The organism is Georgenia sp. Z1491, assembly GCF_057652395.1.
The window spans coordinates 421,525-437,077 of the sequence record NZ_CM172729.1; the positions used below are offsets into that span (position 1 = coordinate 421,525).

18 protein-coding genes and 1 pseudogene are annotated in these 15,553 nt (G+C 70.4%); 5 read left to right on the forward strand and 14 right to left on the reverse strand.

What is annotated here, in order from left to right:
- Positions 1-19: 19 nt before the first annotated feature.
- Both nrdF and AC24HA_RS01960 read left to right on the forward strand, forming a co-directional pair.
- Positions 20-994: a class 1b ribonucleoside-diphosphate reductase subunit beta gene (gene nrdF, locus AC24HA_RS01955; protein WP_425707167.1), complete on the forward strand. Its 975-nt coding sequence runs from the start codon at positions 20-22 to the stop codon at positions 992-994.
- 70 nt (positions 995-1,064) lie between these two features.
- Positions 1,065-1,976 (forward strand): macrolide 2'-phosphotransferase, encoded by a 912-nt coding sequence (locus tag AC24HA_RS01960; protein ID WP_425707166.1) that lies wholly within the window; start codon positions 1,065-1,067, stop codon positions 1,974-1,976.
- Positions 1,977-1,979: 3 nt separating this feature from the next.
- Here AC24HA_RS01960 and AC24HA_RS01965 read toward each other — a convergent pair whose 3' ends face one another.
- The 3 genes from AC24HA_RS01965 to AC24HA_RS01975 form a co-directional block, all read right to left on the reverse strand.
- Positions 1,980-2,498: a hypothetical protein gene (locus AC24HA_RS01965; protein ID WP_425707165.1), complete on the reverse strand. Its 519-nt coding sequence runs from the start codon at positions 2,496-2,498 to the stop codon at positions 1,980-1,982.
- A complete protein-coding gene (locus AC24HA_RS01970) occupies positions 2,495-2,752 on the reverse strand; it encodes a helix-turn-helix transcriptional regulator (protein ID WP_425707164.1) in 258 nt (85 codons plus the stop codon). The genes AC24HA_RS01965 and AC24HA_RS01970 overlap by 4 nt, the downstream gene beginning before the upstream one ends.
- A 271-nt stretch (positions 2,753-3,023) precedes the next feature.
- Entirely contained in the window at positions 3,024-4,286 is a 1,263-nt protein-coding gene (locus tag AC24HA_RS01975) for an NYN domain-containing protein (protein ID WP_425707163.1), read from the reverse strand.
- A gap of 184 nt (positions 4,287-4,470) precedes the next feature.
- Here AC24HA_RS01975 and AC24HA_RS01980 point away from each other — a divergent pair, with 184 nt between their 5' ends.
- On the forward strand, positions 4,471-5,130 hold the full coding sequence (locus AC24HA_RS01980; RefSeq protein ID WP_425707162.1) for a DedA family protein: 660 nt from the start codon (positions 4,471-4,473) through the stop codon (positions 5,128-5,130).
- A 7-nt stretch (positions 5,131-5,137) separates the two neighbouring features.
- Here AC24HA_RS01980 and erm read toward each other — a convergent pair whose 3' ends face one another.
- The 6 genes from erm to AC24HA_RS02010 all read right to left on the reverse strand — a co-directional run bounded on the left by erm (position 5,138) and on the right by AC24HA_RS02010 (position 10,563).
- Positions 5,138-5,914 carry a 23S ribosomal RNA methyltransferase Erm gene (erm, locus tag AC24HA_RS01985; protein ID WP_425707161.1) on the reverse strand — a complete coding sequence of 259 codons (777 nt, stop codon included), beginning with the start codon at positions 5,912-5,914 and terminating at the stop codon, positions 5,138-5,140.
- A gap of 329 nt (positions 5,915-6,243) precedes the next feature.
- Entirely contained in the window at positions 6,244-7,092 is an 849-nt protein-coding gene (gene ehuA, locus AC24HA_RS01990) for an ectoine/hydroxyectoine ABC transporter ATP-binding protein EhuA (RefSeq protein WP_487563569.1), read from the reverse strand.
- Complete coding sequence (gene ehuD / locus AC24HA_RS01995; RefSeq protein ID WP_425707160.1) at positions 7,079-7,729, reverse strand: ectoine/hydroxyectoine ABC transporter permease subunit EhuD; 651 nt, start codon at positions 7,727-7,729, stop codon at positions 7,079-7,081. The genes ehuA and ehuD overlap by 14 nt, the downstream gene beginning before the upstream one ends.
- Positions 7,722-8,450, reverse strand: a complete 729-nt coding sequence (locus tag AC24HA_RS02000) for an amino acid ABC transporter permease (protein ID WP_425707159.1) — start codon at positions 8,448-8,450, stop codon at positions 7,722-7,724. The genes ehuD and AC24HA_RS02000 overlap by 8 nt, the downstream gene beginning before the upstream one ends.
- A 4-nt stretch (positions 8,451-8,454) precedes the next feature.
- On the reverse strand, positions 8,455-9,393 hold the full coding sequence (locus tag AC24HA_RS02005) for a transporter substrate-binding domain-containing protein (RefSeq protein WP_425707158.1): 939 nt from the start codon (positions 9,391-9,393) through the stop codon (positions 8,455-8,457).
- Positions 9,394-9,741: 348 nt separating this feature from the next.
- On the reverse strand, positions 9,742-10,563 hold the full coding sequence (locus AC24HA_RS02010) for a hypothetical protein (RefSeq protein ID WP_425707157.1): 822 nt from the start codon (positions 10,561-10,563) through the stop codon (positions 9,742-9,744).
- Between the two features lie 162 nt (positions 10,564-10,725).
- Here AC24HA_RS02010 and AC24HA_RS02015 point away from each other — a divergent pair, with 162 nt between their 5' ends.
- On the forward strand, positions 10,726-11,262 hold the full coding sequence (locus AC24HA_RS02015) for a low molecular weight protein-tyrosine-phosphatase (protein WP_425707156.1): 537 nt from the start codon (positions 10,726-10,728) through the stop codon (positions 11,260-11,262).
- 250 nt (positions 11,263-11,512) lie between these two features.
- Here the strand turns inward: AC24HA_RS02015 and AC24HA_RS02020 are convergent, their stop codons facing one another.
- Positions 11,513-11,758: a thiamine-binding protein gene (locus AC24HA_RS02020; protein ID WP_425707618.1), complete on the reverse strand. Its 246-nt coding sequence runs from the start codon at positions 11,756-11,758 to the stop codon at positions 11,513-11,515.
- Here AC24HA_RS02020 and AC24HA_RS02025 point away from each other — a divergent pair.
- Positions 11,750-11,968 (forward strand): annotated as a pseudogene (locus AC24HA_RS02025) (ethanolamine utilization protein); the annotation flags it as partial. The gene AC24HA_RS02020 and the pseudogene AC24HA_RS02025 overlap by 9 nt on opposite strands.
- Before the next feature lie 97 nt (positions 11,969-12,065).
- Here the strand turns inward: AC24HA_RS02025 and AC24HA_RS02030 are convergent.
- The 4 genes from AC24HA_RS02030 to AC24HA_RS02045 form a co-directional block, all read right to left on the reverse strand.
- The gene (locus AC24HA_RS02030; protein WP_425707155.1) at positions 12,066-13,196 is read right to left on the reverse strand and encodes an NAD(P)/FAD-dependent oxidoreductase; all 1,131 of its coding nucleotides are present in this window, start codon (positions 13,194-13,196) and stop codon (positions 12,066-12,068) included.
- Between the two features lie 141 nt (positions 13,197-13,337).
- On the reverse strand, positions 13,338-13,640 hold the full coding sequence (locus tag AC24HA_RS02035; protein ID WP_425707154.1) for a putative quinol monooxygenase: 303 nt from the start codon (positions 13,638-13,640) through the stop codon (positions 13,338-13,340).
- Positions 13,637-14,206: a type 1 glutamine amidotransferase domain-containing protein gene (locus AC24HA_RS02040; protein ID WP_425707153.1), complete on the reverse strand. Its 570-nt coding sequence runs from the start codon at positions 14,204-14,206 to the stop codon at positions 13,637-13,639. Before AC24HA_RS02040 ends, AC24HA_RS02035 begins: the two co-directional genes overlap by 4 nt.
- A gap of 1 nt (position 14,207) precedes the next feature.
- A complete protein-coding gene (locus AC24HA_RS02045; protein ID WP_425707152.1) occupies positions 14,208-15,374 on the reverse strand; it encodes a glutathione-independent formaldehyde dehydrogenase in 1,167 nt (388 codons plus the stop codon).
- Positions 15,375-15,553 lie beyond the last annotated feature (179 nt).

The following is a 15,553-nucleotide window of genomic DNA, read 5'->3' on the forward strand; positions in this document are numbered from 1 at the left end:
ACGCATGACAAGGAGCACCGTGTCCGAGAAGCTCAAGCTCGTCTCCTCGGTCCAGGCCATCAACTGGAACCGCATCGACGACGACAAGGACCAGGAGGTCTGGGACCGCCTGACCTCGAACTTCTGGCTGCCGGAGAAGGTGCCGCTGTCGAACGACATCCAGTCGTGGGCGACCCTGAGCGACCACGAGAAGCTGATGACGACCCGCGTGTTCACCGGCCTCACGCTGCTGGACACCGTGCAGGGCACCGTCGGCGCGGTCAGCCTCATCCCCGACGCCGTCACACAGCACGAGGAGGCCGTCTACACGAACATCGCGTTCATGGAGTCGGTGCACGCGAAGTCGTACTCGTCGATCTTCTCCACGCTCATCTCGACGGCGGAGATCGACGACGCCTTCCGCTGGTCGGAGGAGAACGAGAACCTCCAGCGCAAGGCGCAGATCATCATGGACTACTACCGCGGCGACGACCCGGAGAAGCGCAAGGTCGCGTCCGTGATGCTCGAGTCCTTCCTCTTCTACTCGGGCTTCTACGCTCCGATGTACTGGTCGAGCCGCGCCAAGCTGACGAACACCGCGGACCTCATCCGCCTCATCATCCGCGACGAGGCCGTGCACGGGTACTACATCGGCTACAAGTACCAGAAGGCGCTCGAGCGCTCCTCGGCCGAGCGTCGCCAGGAGCTCAAGGACTACACCTTCGAGCTCCTCCTCGAGCTCTACGAGAACGAGGAGCAGTACACCGAGGACCTCTACGACCCGCTCGGGCTCACGGAGGACGTCAAGGCGTTCCTCAAGTACAACGCCAACAAGGCCCTCAACAACCTCGGCTACGAGGGCCTGTTCACGGCCGACCAGACGGCCGTGAACCCGGCGATCCTCTCCTCGCTGAGCCCCAACGCGGACGAGAACCACGACTTCTTCTCCGGATCCGGCTCCTCCTACGTCATGGGCAAGGCGGAGAACACCGAGGACGAGGACTGGGACTTCTGAGTCTCCCGACGGCGCCGCCACGCCCGAGCGCGCGGCGGCGCCGGCGACGACCGCACGCCGGGAGGACCCGATGACGGATGACGCACAGGTTCCGGCAGGCCGGGACGAGCTCGCCGCCCTCGCCGCCGCCCACGGGCTCGACATCGACCCGGCCTCGCTACGGATCGAGGAGGTCGGGCTGGACTACCGGGTGGCCATCGGGAGCACGGCTGCCGGTGAGTCGTGGGTGCTGCGCGTGCCCCGCCGGCCGGACGTCGCCGAGGGCATCGCGGCGGAGGCGGCGATCCTCGACGTCGTGCGGCCGCGCCTGTCGGTCGCGGTCCCGGACTGGCGCATCCGGTCGACCCGGCTCGTGGCCTACCCGCTGCTGCCAGGGTCGCCCGGGCTGACGGTCGATCCCGCCACCGGTGAGCCGGTCTGGCACGTCGACCCGACGTCGCGTACCTATGCACGTGCCTTCGGCGAGCTGCTCGCCGAGCTGCACGGCATCGACGTCGACGCGGCGGCGGCCGGTGGTGCGGTGGTCGAGACCCCGGACGAGGTGCGCACCCGTCGGGCCGGGGAGGTCGAGCGGGTCGCCGGATCCTTCCGCGTCGCGCCGCAGCTGCTCGAGCGATGGCGCACGTGGATCGGCGAGGACTCGTTCTGGCCGGACCGGTCCGTGCTCACCCACGGCGAGCTCTATCCCGCGCACGTGCTCGTCGACGAGGCCGACCGGCCGACCGCCGTGCTCGACTGGACGACGGCGAAGGTCTCCGACCCGGGCGCGGATCTCGCTCTGCACCACGCGACGGCGGGCCGGGAGGCGTTCGCCGTCACGCTCGAGGCCTACGAGGATGCCGGCGGCCGGACGTGGCCCCGGCTCGCGGACCACTGCGCCGAGCACATGGCCGCGAGCCCGGTCGGCTACGGGATCTACGCGCTCATCACCGGCAGGCCCGAGCACCGAGCCGCGGCGCAGGAGCTGCTCGACCCGGCCTGACGGCTACGCGTCGTCGCGACGGCGTCGGGGCCAGAACGTGGCGGCCACGGCGAGGACGACGCCGACCATGCCGCCGACGACAGCGCCGCGCGCGAAGCTGTTCCCGATCCCGTCGGCCTGCGGCCCCACGACATCGAGGTCGGGCGGCGTGACGAGCCCGGAGCCGGTGACGATCGTCCAGCACATCGCCCCGAGCGCCAGCAGCATCCCGGTGCCGATGACGGCCCAGACCGAGACCCGCACGCCGAGCCGGGCGCGCCCTGCGACGTCGGTGAGGTCGACGTGGCGCCGCCGGGCCCACAGCATCGCCGACCAGGTCGGCACGCCGGTGAGGAGGATGAGCACGAGCGGGACGATCAGCGACCCGAGGACCGCGGCGACCACGGCGACCGCGAGCCCCGCGTAGATGCCGGCCCGCATGCCGACGGCCGAGGCCTCGTTGGCGATCGACCGCTCGCGCTCGTCGACCGGCTCGGGCCGGCGTGTCCCGGTCCCCCTCGTGGGGGTGTGCTCCGAGGTCATGAGGTCTCTCCCAGCTGGTCGGTGGCCGCCTCGGGGTGTGCGCCGAAGAGGTCCTCGACGGTCGACCCGAGGGTGCGCGCGATGCGCAGGGCCAGGAAGACCGAGGGGGCGTAGTCGCCCTGCTCGATCGCGATGACGGTGTGGCGGCTGACCCCCACGAGCGCGCCCAGCTCCGCCTGCGTGAGCCGGTGCTGCTTGCGGCGCTCGCGGACCGGGCTGACGGCGCCCGGGTCGGTGCGTGCCGGTGGGGTCATGCCGAGATGTTAAGGATCATCGACATTCAATGTCAAGGATCCTCTACACGCGGTGTCAACGATCCTCGACATCTCTCCCGAGCTCGACTCGGATCCGTCGAGTATGACCTCAGCGTGGTCCAGCTGGGCGGTCGGTGGTCCAGCTGGGCGGTCAGTGGTCCAGCTGGGCGGTCGGTGGTCCAGCTGGGCGGTCGGTGGTCCAGCTGGGCGGTCAGTGGTCCAGCTGGGCGGTCAGTGGTCCGGCTGGGCGGTGAGGTGGTGGGCGCCGGGGTCAGTCCTCGGGCACGGTGACGAGGTAGTCGCCCGCGTCGTCGTCCCAGTCGAGATCGACGTGGCCCTCCGTCTCCGCGGCGCGGCAGAACTGCAGGAAGCTGCGGAAGCCGAAGGCCTTCTCGCTGAAGTCGGGGCGCCGCTTGCGCAGCCGGTTCTTCAGGCCGGACAGGGCGAAGGCACCGTCGTCGTTGCCGTCGCCCTCGGCCACGATCTCGACCAGCAGGGCGAACGTCTGCTCGAGGTCCCCCTGCTGGGGCAGCGAGACCTCGGGGTCGCCGGTCGCGGGTCCCGTCGACAGCTCGACGACGCCGCGGTCCGCCAGGTGCTTGAGGACTTCGCCGAACGAGCGGAACCCGAGGTCGGACTCGCTGAACGTCGGGTCCTTGCGCAGGAGCGCCCGCTTGAGCACGGACGCCGTCACGGAGTCGGACGTGGTCGCGAGCCCGGCGAGGGTCTGCGCCACGCGCACCTCGATCGGCTCGGTCTCGGCCGACTCGTCGGGCGAGCCGATCTCGTCGTCGACCGAGCCGTCGATCGAGCCGTCGATCGCCGGGGCGGCGTCGAGGTCCTGGTCGGCTGCGGCGCCGCCGGCGGCAACCGACCCGGTCGCACCGCCCCGGGCCGACCCGGCCGCGCCCGACGAACCCGCGCCCGACGACCCCGCACCCGACGAACCGGCACCGCCCCCTGTGCCCGACGGCAGCACCACCTGGGCGTCGTGCCGCTCCTGGCCGGTTCCGCCGCGGGCGTGCGCGCCCCGTCGTCGGGGGGCCTCCTCCCCGGGCTCCACGCCCTCGAGGCGGTCGTAGAAGAGGAACTCGTCGCACGCCGGCGGGAGGAGGCGGGAGGTCGAGAGCTCGACCCCGACGCCGATCACCCGCTTGTCCAGCTCCCGCAGCTTGTGGACGAGCGGCGAGAAGTCGCTGTCGCCGGTGCACAGGACGAAGGTCGAGACGTAGTCACGCTCGAACGCCATCTCGATCGCGTCGACCACCATCTTGATGTCGGCGGCGTTCTTCCGCGACGCGCCCATGCGCTGCGGCATCTCGATGAGCTCGAACTGGTGGCGGGTGAGCATGCGGCGGTCCTCGTCGAAGAACGACCAGTCCGCGTAGGCACGGCGCGTGAGGCTGCGGCCGCGCACCGCGAGCGCGTCGGCGATGGGACCGAAGTCGAACGCCATCCCGCCCAGGTGGTCGCGGGCGCCCAGCGCCAGGTTCTCGTAGTCGAGGAACACGGCCATCCGTGCGTCGTCGTCCATCCGGCCAGCCTATGGGGAGGTGAGCGCAAAGAATTCCGGCGACGACGACGGAGCCGGCGACCTAGCGTGACGGCTCGGCCCACGGTGCGGGCGGACGTGCGGAGCAGGCGCACCCGAGATGCACCACGGGCGGGCGGGCGTGGCCCCGCCGTCATGCACCCGCGCGGGATCGGAGGTGCTCGCCGTGGACATCCTCACCGACCTGGGGGGCGCCGCCGACGCGCTCGCCGCGTCGCCGTGGCTGCTCGTGCTGGTCGCGGGACTCGCCCTCGTCGACGGCCTGGTCCCGCCGGTGCCGAGCGAGACGATCCTGGTCAGTGCCACCGTGCTGGCCCTGTCCGGCGGTGGCGTCCACGTCGTCCTCATCGTGCTCGCGGCGGCTGCCGGCGCGTTCGTCGGCGACACCATCGCCTACCTGCTCGGCCGTCTCGTCCCGATCCACCGCCTGCCAGGGCTCCGGGGTGAGCGGGGGCGCCGGGCGGTGGGCTCCGCGGGACGCGCGCTCGAGCGCCGTGGCGTGCCCGTGATCGTCGCCGCGCGGTTCGTCCCGGTCGGCCGGGTGGCGGTCAACGTCGGGGCGGGGGTCCTCGACCTCGCCCCGCGCCGCTACCTGCCTGCCGCGGGCGCGGCGGCCCTCCTGTGGGCGGGCGTGACGGCGGCGCTGGGCGCGGGCGCGCACGCCGTGGTCGGCGGTCACCCGCTCGTGTCGGTGGCGATCGGGGTGTCCGCGGGGGTACTGCTCGGGCTCGGTCTGGACGCCCTCCTGCGGCGCAGGAGTGCCCGAGGTGGATGGCACCGGGCTTCGCGTCGGACGGCGAGGACGAGCGGTAACGCCGAGCGGTGACGCCGACCTACCTGCGGACGGCGCCCCAGAGCGCTGCCCACTGCTCGGGCCCGAGGTCGCGTGGCAGGGCTCGCTCCGCCACACCGGCACGGCCCAGCGCGCGTCGTGCGGTGCGCTGGTCCGTGCGCCCCGCACGTTCGACGACCCGAGCGAGCCCCCCGCCGGGACCCGTGAAGACTCCCCGGACGAACGCCTCGTAGCGGCGGCGCTCGCGGTGCGGGACGAGCGGCCGCGCACGGCGGACGACGCCGAGCACGCCGCCGTCCACGCTCGGCCTCGGTGCGAAGTGCGCCGCGGGGACACGGAACTCCAGGGTGAAGGCGAACCATGGCGCCGACGCGGCGGTGAGCATGGTTCCGCCGCCCACGCCGGCCCGTTTGCGCGCGACCTCCCACTGCGTGAGCAGGACGGCGCGCTGCCACCTCCCGGCACCGAGCAGACGCCGCAGCACCGGGGTGGTGAGGTGGAAGGGGATGTTGCCCGCGACGACCGGAGCGTCGAGGGCGATCCGGGTCGCGTCCGCGTGCTCGACGCGGACCCCCGGGACGCTGCGGCGCAGACGCCGGACCCGGTGCTCGTCGATCTCGACGGCCGTGAGCGGCCGACCCAGGCGTGCCAGCGCCCGGGTCAGTGCGCCGTCGCCGGCGCCGAGCTCGAGGATCGGCCCGTCCGTGTCGGCGACGAGGTCGGCGATCCGGTCGATCGTGGGTCGGTGGTGCAGGAAGTTCTGGCCGAGCTCGTGCCGGCCGCCGGCGGACGAGCGAGGGGAGGGGGTGCGAGGCATGGGTGCGCTCCACGAGGGTCGGTGGTGGAGCACCTCGGGGCGGCGCAGCAGGCGCGCGGGAGTGCCGGCGGTGGCGTGGCTCGGCCGAGGTGCGGCTGACTCTCGGACGGCGCGCGGACGCACCCGGCCTGGCCGGGCGGGGCCCTGGAGGTGGACCGCGGCGCCGTCAGGCGCGGCGGTCGCGGTGCACGCGGGCGAGCGCCGTCGTCGGCGCGCTGCACACGATGCTGCTCATGACCTCACGGTAGACACGGCGACGGGCCGACGGCGAGGGATTTTCGTCGTCGGCCCGTCGATCGCGGGTGCGGGGCACGCCGCGGCTGGAGCGCTCAGAGCACCGCCTGCAGAAACGCCCGGGTGCGCTCCTGGGACGGGTTCGAGAACATCACGTCGGGCGGTCCCTCCTCGACGATGTGCCCGCCGTCGAACATCATCACGCGGTCGGACACGTCCTGGGCGAACTGCATCTCGTGCGTGACGATGAGCATCGTGATGTCTGTGTTGTTCGCGACCTCGCGCAGGACCCACAGGACGTCCTTGACGATCTCGGGGTCCAGGGCGGAGGTCACCTCGTCGAGGAGCAGGATCTCGGGGTCCATGGCCAGGGCGCGTGCGATCGCGACGCGCTGCTGCTGACCGCCCGAGAGCCTCGTGGGGTGCTCGTTCGCCTTGTCCGAGAGCCCGACCTGCTCGAGGAGCTCCAGGCCGCGGGTCCGGGCCTCGTCTTTCGAGCGCCCGAGCACGTGGATCGGCGCCTCGGTGATGTTCTCGATCACCGACATGTTGGGGAACAGGTGGAAGTGCTGGAAGACCATCCCGATCTTCGTCGTCATGCGCGCGACGTCCTTCGGCTTCCGCTCGACCCGTCGGTCCCCGCGCTGCTCGTGGGTCAGCGGCTTCCCGTCGACGTAGATGAACCCGCCGGTGAGGTGCTCGAGCGTCATGACCAGGCGCAGGATCGTCGTCTTGCCCGACCCGGACGGGCCGATGAGCGTGACCCGCTCCCCGCGGTTGACGGAGAAGTTGAGGTTCTCCAGCACCGTGTGGTCGCCGAACTTCTTCAGCACGTTCTCGAACCGGAGCTTCGGCTCGCCGGTGGCGTGCGCGTCGCCGCCCCCGGCTCCCGCGGAGGACGACCGGCCGTCACCGATGGGGTCGTAGCTGTCAGTAGGTGGCAAGGCGCTTCTCCATCTTGCGTAGCAGGACCGACGTCCCGTAGCTGGCGACCAGGAAGATCAGGCCGGCGAGCACGAGCGCCTCGGTGTAGGTGAACGTCCGGGAGCCGTACCGCTCCGCCTCGCGGACCATCTCGCCCACGAAGATGACAGTGAGGAAGGGGGTGTCCTTGAACATCGAGATCACCCAGGTACCCAGGGCGGGCAGGGTCGTGCGGACCGCCTGCGGGATGATCACCTTGACCCACGTGCGGGTGCGGGACATCGACAGGGCCGTCGAGGCCTCCCACTGGCCCTTCGGGATCGCGTCGATCCCGGACCGGTAGACCTCTGCCATGTAGGTCGCGTAGTGAACGCCGAGGACCACCACGCCGATCGTCATGCCGCTGAGGTTGTTGAACGTGTAGAAGACGAACAGCAGCTGGATGACCACCGGCGTCATGCGGATGAACTCCATCACCGCGTGGATCGGCATGGAGATCCACTTCGGCATGACCCTGCGGATGATGGCGACGACCAGGCCGAGCACGGCGGCGATGAGCGATCCCAGCACCGTCGCGACGAGTGTGACCTGCAGGAAGGCCATGAGGAGGTCGGGGAAGACCTCGGCGGCGCGGTCCCAGCTCCAGATGTCACTCACCGGACACCACCGGGTTCGGCTTGGCGACCTGCACGTCGAACATCTCCTTCATCGGCGCGCCCTGACCCAGCTTGCGCTTCGCCTGCCGCTCGAGGAGCTGTGCGAGCAGGACGATGACCAGCGAGATGAGGAAGTAGATGACCATCCCGACGCCGTAGGAGAAGAACGTGCTCCCGGTCTGCGAACGCAGGATGTCCGTCTGCCACGTGAGGTCGTGCATGAGGATGATGTAGGCGACCGCGGTGCCCTTGAGAAGCATGACCGCGAGGTTGCTCAGCGAGGGCAGCATGATGGCCCACGCCTGCGGCCAGATCACCCGGCGCATGTGGTGCAACGGGCTGATGCTCAGCGCGGTGCCGACCTCCCACTGTCCCTTGGGCACGTTGTTGATCGCTCCGCGCACCACCTCGGCGCCGTAGGCCCCGTAGTTGAACGAGAGCGCGAAGATGCCGCAGAACAGTCCGGTGAACGTCACGCCGAACAGCGGGAGCACGTAGAAGAGCACGTAGAGCAGGACGAGCAGCGAGATCCCGCGGAAGAACTCGATGAGCAGACGCGCCGGCACCCGCAGGTACCAGCGCTCGCTCCTGACCACCAGCCCGAGGACGATGGCGATGACGAAGGCGCCGATGATGCCGCCGACGGTGAGCTGGAGGGTGATGAGGACGCCCTCCCACAGCTGGGGAAGCGCCCCGACGACTGCGTCGAGGTTGTCGCTCACCGGATCAGATGTCTCCGGCGCACAGTTGCTCGGTGGTCAGGTCGCCCGTCGGACGCTCCTCGGCCGTGAAGCCGAAGTCCCCGACGATCTCGAGGTAGCGCTCCTCGTCACCGACGATCTCCGCGAGGACCTCGTTGTAGGCGTCCCGCAGCTCGGTGTCGGCGTTGCGGAAGACGGTGCCGCCGGCACCGACCTGCTCGACGCCGTCGATCTCGGCCACGAACGACTCGGTGACCTCGATCGGGGCGTCCGGGTTGTTGTCGGCCATCCAGTTGAGCGAGATGCCCGTGAGGGCGAAGACGTCGGCTCGACCGTTGACGACGGCGTCCATCCCGTCCTGCGGGGTGCCGACCTCCATGGCGTCGATGCCGAGGTCGGCGGCGTAGGTGGCCTCGATGGCGCCGGTCATGGCCGCCATCTGGACGTCGGACTCCTCGACGGACTGCATGGACGGCTCGAGCCCGTCCGGGTTCCCCTCGGGAACCATGAGCGCGGTCGTGTACTGGAACTCCGGGTCGGAGAAGATGGCCTGCTCGCAGCGCTCGGGCAGGATCGACATGCCTGCGGCGACGACGTCGAAGCGCTCGGCCGTCAGCGCCTGGATGAGCTGCCCGAACTCGGCCTGCTGGCCCTCGACGGTGTCGACGCCGAGCTCGGCCCACACGGCCTCGTGCAGCGCGACGGTGGCGCCGGTGAGCTCGCCGTCCTCCATGAAGCTGTAGGGGGCCTCGCCGGCGAAGCCGACCGTGATGCTGCCGGCCTCCTGGAGATCCTCGAGCGTGAGCGTGGCACCGCTGCCACCGGAGGCGTCGCCGTCGTCGCCACCGCCCCCGCGGTCGGCGGACTCACCCTCGTCCGCGCAGGCGGCGAGGGTGAGGGCCAGGGCGGCGATCGTGGCGAGCGGGGCGATGCGACGGGCGCGACGCTGTGCTGTGGTGGTCAAGGGGTTCCTCCCGGTGGCGCGCACGATGCCCTGGGGGGCGGGCGCTCGAAGTGGCTGGCGGCGCCCGCGGTGCTGCGGGCCCTTGAACTCGACCACCGTATGGAGGGACGGCGCGGTGAACAACCGGTCGATCTGTGATCGTCCGATGCTCGATCCGGCCCGCCCCGGGGTGTCCGGGCGTGGCGCGACAGCCATCTTTCCGTGTCCTGGCAACGATCGGGGCGGCAGCGCGTGCGGGAGTCAGGGGCAGCCCCCGGGGCGCTCGCGGCGCGCCGGCATTGTTACGAGCTTGTGATTAACCAGCGCGATCGTGCCCCGTTCGTGTGGCACGTCTGACGTCGTCGTCGGTTACGGAGCGGTGACGTCCTGCGGCTCGTCGAGCTCGCTGATCACGGTCGTGGTCGTGGCGGTGCCCGCCGACGTCGTCACGTCGTTGACCGCACGGAGCGCGACGTACTCCCTCGTGACGAAGTACTCCACCGCGATCTCCTCGCCGCTCGAGCCCTCACCCGTGCCGGTGAGGACGGCGACCTCGGTACCGTCGATCGTCGCCGAGCCGGTGACGGCGACGTCGATGGGCTCGGTGGACGCGGCGGCCACCTGCGGGTCGTGGAGCTGCTGCAGCGAGACGGCCGCCTCGCCGGCGCCCGACAGCCGGGGGATCTCGGCCGCCTCGCCGGGCTCGAGCCAGTCACCGTCGGTCGTGGCCCACCAGTCGGCCCCGACGACGAGGATCCGCGCGACGCCGAGGTCCGCCTCGACGGCGAGCCCGTCCTCGGTGGAGACGCGCAGCTCGGTCCGGGCGTCCTGGCCGGCGTCGGTGGTCTGGACGTAGCCGACCACATCCCGCAGGGACTCCGCCTGGCAGGCCGCGAGGTCCGTCGTCGCCAGCTCGGTGCCTCCCGTGGCGAAGACGTCCGTGCACAGCAGCGACTCCGACTCCCGCGGCTCGCCGGTCTCCGAGAGCCAGGTGGGCGGTTCCTCGCTCTGGTCGGTGACGGGGACGAGGTCGTCGACCGACGCCGGGGCGTCCTCGTCGCCGGCATCGGAGGTGGTGTCGTCGCCCGAGTCGTCGCCCGACCCGCAGGCGGAGAGGAGGAGCGCGAGGGCGAGGACGAGGCCGGTGCGCGTGGTGCGGGTTGTGCGGGAGGCGGGGCGGACGTGGTGCACGCGCCCAGAGTCCCACGCGAAGGGGCGGCCGTGGAGTCGGGCGCGTGCGGCGGTGCCGGTGCCGCCGGGCTGCGGGGCAGTCGAGCCGCGCGGGTGCGGGGCAGTCGAGCCGCGCGGGTGCGGGGGCTCCCGTGGTCGCGCACCGCCTGACAGACTGGAGCCATGCGTCTCCCGGTGTCGCGGCCCGTCAGGATCCTCGTCGTGTGCACGGGAAACATCTGCCGCTCGCCGATGGGCGCGCTCGTGCTGGCCGACGCGCTCGAGCGGGCCGACGTCGATGCCGAGGTCGTCTCCGGCGGTACGTCCGACTACGAGGCCGGCAACCCGATCGACCCGCGCGCGGCGAGCACGTTGGCGCGGCGCGGGGTGGAGGTCGGTGCGCACACCGCGCGGCAGGTCACCGCCGAGGAGCTCGGCGCCGCCGACCTCGTGCTCGCCATGACCGAGGAGCACGCGGTGTGGCTTCGACGGCTCGCGGAGCGTTCGGGCAGCGACCCCGGCCGCATCATGCTGTGGCGGGCCGCCGACGGGCCCGACGCGCCGGGTGCTGGTGACGCCCGCGACGTCGGCACTCTCGACGTGCCGGACCCGTGGTGGGGCGACGACTCCGACTTCGAGGAGACCTACGAGATGCTCGCGCCGGGCGCTCAGGCACTGGCCGCGGCGCTCGCCGCCGGGCGGTCCGAGCTGTACCCGTGAGCCGCGGACGGTGCGAGCTGCCCCCCTGAGTCGCGGGCGGGACGACGCAAGTAGCCCGGCCAGGACATGGACGGCGTGCCGAGGACGCGGGCTACGCGTCGAGGACGCGGGGAACGCGCCGACTGGACATCCGCCGTCGGTACTCTCGGCGCAGACTCCGTGCCCTCGGCGACAAGCCGTGTCCTCGGCACCGACGCCGTGTCGTCGACAGTCCGAGGGCGCCCGACTCCGCTGCCTCGGGTCGTGCGGCTCAGCTGTCGGCCACGTCCAGGTGCTGCTCGATGCGCTCGACCTTCGCGGCGAGCTGGCCCGTGTAGCCCGGTCGCAGGTCGGCCTTGAGTACCAGGCTCACGCGCGGGCTGACCTCGGCGACGGCGTCGCACGCCCGCTTGATCACCGGCATGACCTCGTCCCACTCACCCTCGAGCGTGGTGTGGGTGGTCGTTGTTCGAGCGCCGCTGCGAGGAACCTTAGCCAGGACGAACCGCTGCTCGATGCGGGCAACACGGTCGTCGCCGCGGAGCTGGACATGCGCGTTGTCGCGGTGGCCGATCACGTGATCGATCTTGAACCCGGCGCGGGCGACGCCGGCGGGACCGTGGTTGCAGCTGGTACGCCCGCCTACGTCGCGGACAAGGGCGTCGGTGCTTCCGCGGGCTACCGTGCCGCCGCACTGCAGGCAGCCACCAACGTGACCCCAGTGTGACGAGTGTGTCGCTGTGCGATCTGGACATCGCACAGCGACACACTCGGCAGTTTGCCGGCCAGAATCGCGGGTCACCCCCGCGATTGGGGGACACGCCCTAGCTCTGGGCCTCGCCGAGGCGCGCTTCGGGCGTGAGCTCGGCGCGGAGACCGCCGCCGGTCGCAGCCCGGGCAAGAGCGCGACCCAGCGCAGGTGCCTGCTTGAACAAATTGTGACCGGCCACAAGAAAGACAGAGCCTGCCTCCCACACGGCCACGCCGTCCTCACTCCACGGGAGGTCGGTCACCCAGCAGTGAAGGAAGTCGCGCGGCTCTGGGTGGAGACCGGGCAGCGCCCGTGTCACGTATTCGCGTGCGCGTTCGTCCAGCGATCGAATCGCCGCCGGGTCGATGAAAGTTCCGTCGTCGCGGACGCCGACGGTGTCGCTGAGTCCGACCGAATAGCTGCTGTTGCCCGGTAGCGGCGTCGCGTAGACGCCGACTTCGCCGAAGACGCCGCTGCTGTCCTGCAAGCACGCGACTCGCGCCGGGGCGGCGTCTTTCACATCGAAGGTCAGCCGGACGTGTGCGGCAAGGCGAACCGGCAGCGACAGGCCGACGCTGCGTGCCAGGCGGGCGGTTTCGCGGCCGGCGCACACGACCACCTTGGAGTAGACAGCCCGGTCGGTGACGCTGCGGACCTCGACCGTCCCGTCGGCGCGGGGATCGATGGAGATGACCTCACCGGTGGTGACCGCATCTGCCAGGGCACCCGTGAGTGCCGTGATCGCGGCGCGAGTGCGGATCGCGCCGCCCGACTCGTCGAGCACCGCCGGCCCCGAGTACCCAGCGAGCAGCGGCATCCGCTGGGCGACCCCGGCCGCGTCGATCTCGCGCGCTTCCACGCCGCCGACCTGGTCGAGCACCCGCAGCCGCGCCAGGGCGCTGTCTCCGATCGCCAGGACACCGTCTGATGAGACCAGCTCGACGTCGAAGTGTTCGGCCCACTCGTCCCATACGCCCCGGCTTTCGCGCGCGAAAGCAACGAGTCGCGGGTCGTCGTGGGCATGCCGGAAGATCCGAGACTCGCCTGCGGACTGACCCGTCCCGGGCAGACCAGCCTCGTACAAGCGCACCGGCACGTCCTGCTCCCGGAGCGCGTACGCCGTCGACAGACCAACGATCCCGCCCCCGATGACTGCTACCTCGGGTGAACGCGTCGTGGCAACGCCGTCGTCAGTTCCTGGCATCGCGGTTCCTCGATCTGTTGGTGATGAGCGATAGGCCGCAGGAGAAGGGGCCGCTGCCACGACGTCAGCGGGCTGTGTAAGCCCGAAGTCACCACTCGCGGCGACCCCTCCTCTCTGGGCTAGTACTCCCGGTCTGTGGTGTCAGGCGGGAAGTTTGGAGCCCAGTACGTCGAGCTTCTCGATCGTCGGTTCGGAGAACAACGTGCCGGTCTGCTCGCCGAGAGCCACCGCAACAGGGCCGGAGAGGTGGGCGTCACGTCCGGCGTCATCGGGGAACACGTCGAAGATCCCGAACGAGGTCGGGCCGAGGCGGATCGCGAACCACGCGGTGGTCGCCTGCTCGCCCTCAACTAGCGCACGGCCGCTGTCAAGGAACTCCTTCACGTCGTCCTCCTTCCCGGGCAACGCGTCAAACCTGACCAGCAGTCCCTTGGTCACGCTCATGACTTCTCCTCTTCCTTTGTCGGGGTGCCCGCGAGTTGGGACACTATCGCCTCGGAGAACGCCGGCAGGTCGTCGGGTGAGCGGCTGGTGATGAGATTCTTGTCGACCACCACGTCCTGGTCGACGACGTCGGCACCGGCGTTGCGCAGGTCGGTGCGAATGCTCGGGAACGACGTCAGGGTGCGACCGGCGGCCACGCCAGCCTCGATCAACGTCCACGGCCCGTGGCAGATCGCCGCGACTGGCTTCCCGCTCTCGACGAAGTCGCGGACGAAGGAAACGGCGTCCGTGTCGACCCGGAGCTGGTCGGGGTTCACCGTGCCGCCGGGAAGCAGCAGGGCGTCGTAGTCGCCCACCGAGGCGTCGGCGACCAGCCCGTCGACGGTGAACGTGCCCGCTTCATCCAGGTCGTTCTTACGGGCCTTGATCTCGCCGTCGTGGATCGAAAGGACCTCCGTCTGAGCGCCCGCGCGGTCCAGTGCTTCGCGGGGTTGCTTGAGCTCAACGCGTTCGACTCCGTCGGCGGCGAGGATCGCGACCCTCTTGCCCTGGAGATCAGCTGCCATGTCAGTTTGCCTTCTTTCCGTTTGACATGCCGGGCTTGATGAGGACCTTGGTCCAACCCTTGGCCCTGGAGTCGAAGTTCTTGTAGGCATCGGCAGCTTGGTCCAGCGAGATCTCGTGGGAGACGATCCACGACGGCTTCGCCTTGCCGGCCGCGATCAAGTCTCGCAGCTGGCGGTTGTACCGCTTGACCGGGGCCTGACCGTTACCCATGGTCTGCCCCTTGAACCAATGTGTGCCGAAGTCGATGGCCGCCTTGCCCTGCTTGGCCAATTCGCCCTTGGCCCCCGGGTCCTGGGGCACGAACACGCCAACGGTGCCGATCCCGCCGGTGAAGCGGACCGCGTTGATGAGCATGTTCAAGGTGGCAGCCGGATCTTCGTTGCCCTGGGGATCGTGGGCCTGGTATCCGACGCACTCGCAGCCGCGGTCGGCTCCGAGCCCCATGGTCTCGTCCAGCACAGCCTGCACGGGGTCGACCTTGGAGTCGTCGATGGCGATCGCTCCGATCTGCTCGGCCAGCGCGAGCCGGTCGGGATGACGATCAACCACCATCACCTTTGCGGCGCCCTTGATCGTCGCGGACAGGGCGGCCATCAGTCCCACGGGGCCGGCCCCGGCGATCACGACGCTGTCGCCCGGGATCACGCCGGCCATCTCGGTGGCGTGGTAGCCGGTGGGGAAGATGTCGGAGAGCATGACGTAGTCATTCTCCTTGTCCTGCGCGTCTTCACCCAGGCGCAGCGCGTTGTGGTCGCCGAAGGGCACCCGGAGCAGTTCTGCCTGCCCGCCGCCGTACGGGCCCATGTCGGCGAACCCGTAGGCCGCTCCGGCGAATGATGGTTCGGGCTGGGTGGTGAGACAGTAGTTGGTCAGGCCGCGTTCGCAGTTCTTACAGAATCCGCACGAGATGTTGAACGGGAGCACGACCCGGTCTCCGACCCTGACCTTCTCCACGCCACTACCGACTTCGATGACCTCCCCCATGTTCTCGTGACCGAACGTCCGGCCTACTTCGAAGGAGGTCCGCCCCTCGTACATGTGGAGGTCCGAGCCGCAGATGTTCGTCGTCGTTACCCTGACCAGGACATCGGTGGGTCGCTCGATCTTCGCGTCCGGGACGTCCTTCGTGCTGACCTGACGGGGTCCCTCGTACACCACTGCTTTCATGACTACTCCGATCCGATTGTGTTGCTCGACGTCCTTCTGGCAAGGCCTCTCCGACGCCGGCCCAGTCGCTATCGACTCAACGCCCCCAGGAACCACGTGTCAAGGGGCTCGCCTTGAGTTGATGTGTAGCGATCGAGCCGGGATAATGCGGCTCTTCGGACATTGGGGGCTCTTCGGAC

Bases quoted from the DNA above. Each gene is read 5' to 3' on its own strand.
- erm (WP_425707161.1), bottom strand. From the start codon at position 5,914: ATGCCTCGCACCCCCTCCCCTCGCTCGTCCGCCGGCGGCCGGCACGAG.
- AC24HA_RS02030 (WP_425707155.1), bottom strand. From the start codon at position 13,196: ATGCCAGGAACTGACGACGGCGTTGCCACGACGCGTTCACCCGAGGTA.
- AC24HA_RS01970 (WP_425707164.1), bottom strand. From the start codon at position 2,752: ATGACCCCACCGGCACGCACCGACCCGGGCGCCGTCAGCCCGGTCCGC.
- AC24HA_RS02015 (WP_425707156.1), top strand. From the start codon at position 10,726: ATGCGTCTCCCGGTGTCGCGGCCCGTCAGGATCCTCGTCGTGTGCACG.
- AC24HA_RS01975 (WP_425707163.1), bottom strand. From the start codon at position 4,286: ATGGACGACGACGCACGGATGGCCGTGTTCCTCGACTACGAGAACCTG.
- AC24HA_RS01960 (WP_425707166.1), top strand. From the start codon at position 1,065: ATGACGGATGACGCACAGGTTCCGGCAGGCCGGGACGAGCTCGCCGCC.
- AC24HA_RS02040 (WP_425707153.1), bottom strand. From the start codon at position 14,206: ATGGCAGCTGATCTCCAGGGCAAGAGGGTCGCGATCCTCGCCGCCGAC.
- AC24HA_RS02035 (WP_425707154.1), bottom strand. From the start codon at position 13,640: ATGAGCGTGACCAAGGGACTGCTGGTCAGGTTTGACGCGTTGCCCGGG.
- AC24HA_RS01965 (WP_425707165.1), bottom strand. From the start codon at position 2,498: ATGACCTCGGAGCACACCCCCACGAGGGGGACCGGGACACGCCGGCCC.
- AC24HA_RS02045 (WP_425707152.1), bottom strand. From the start codon at position 15,374: ATGAAAGCAGTGGTGTACGAGGGACCCCGTCAGGTCAGCACGAAGGAC.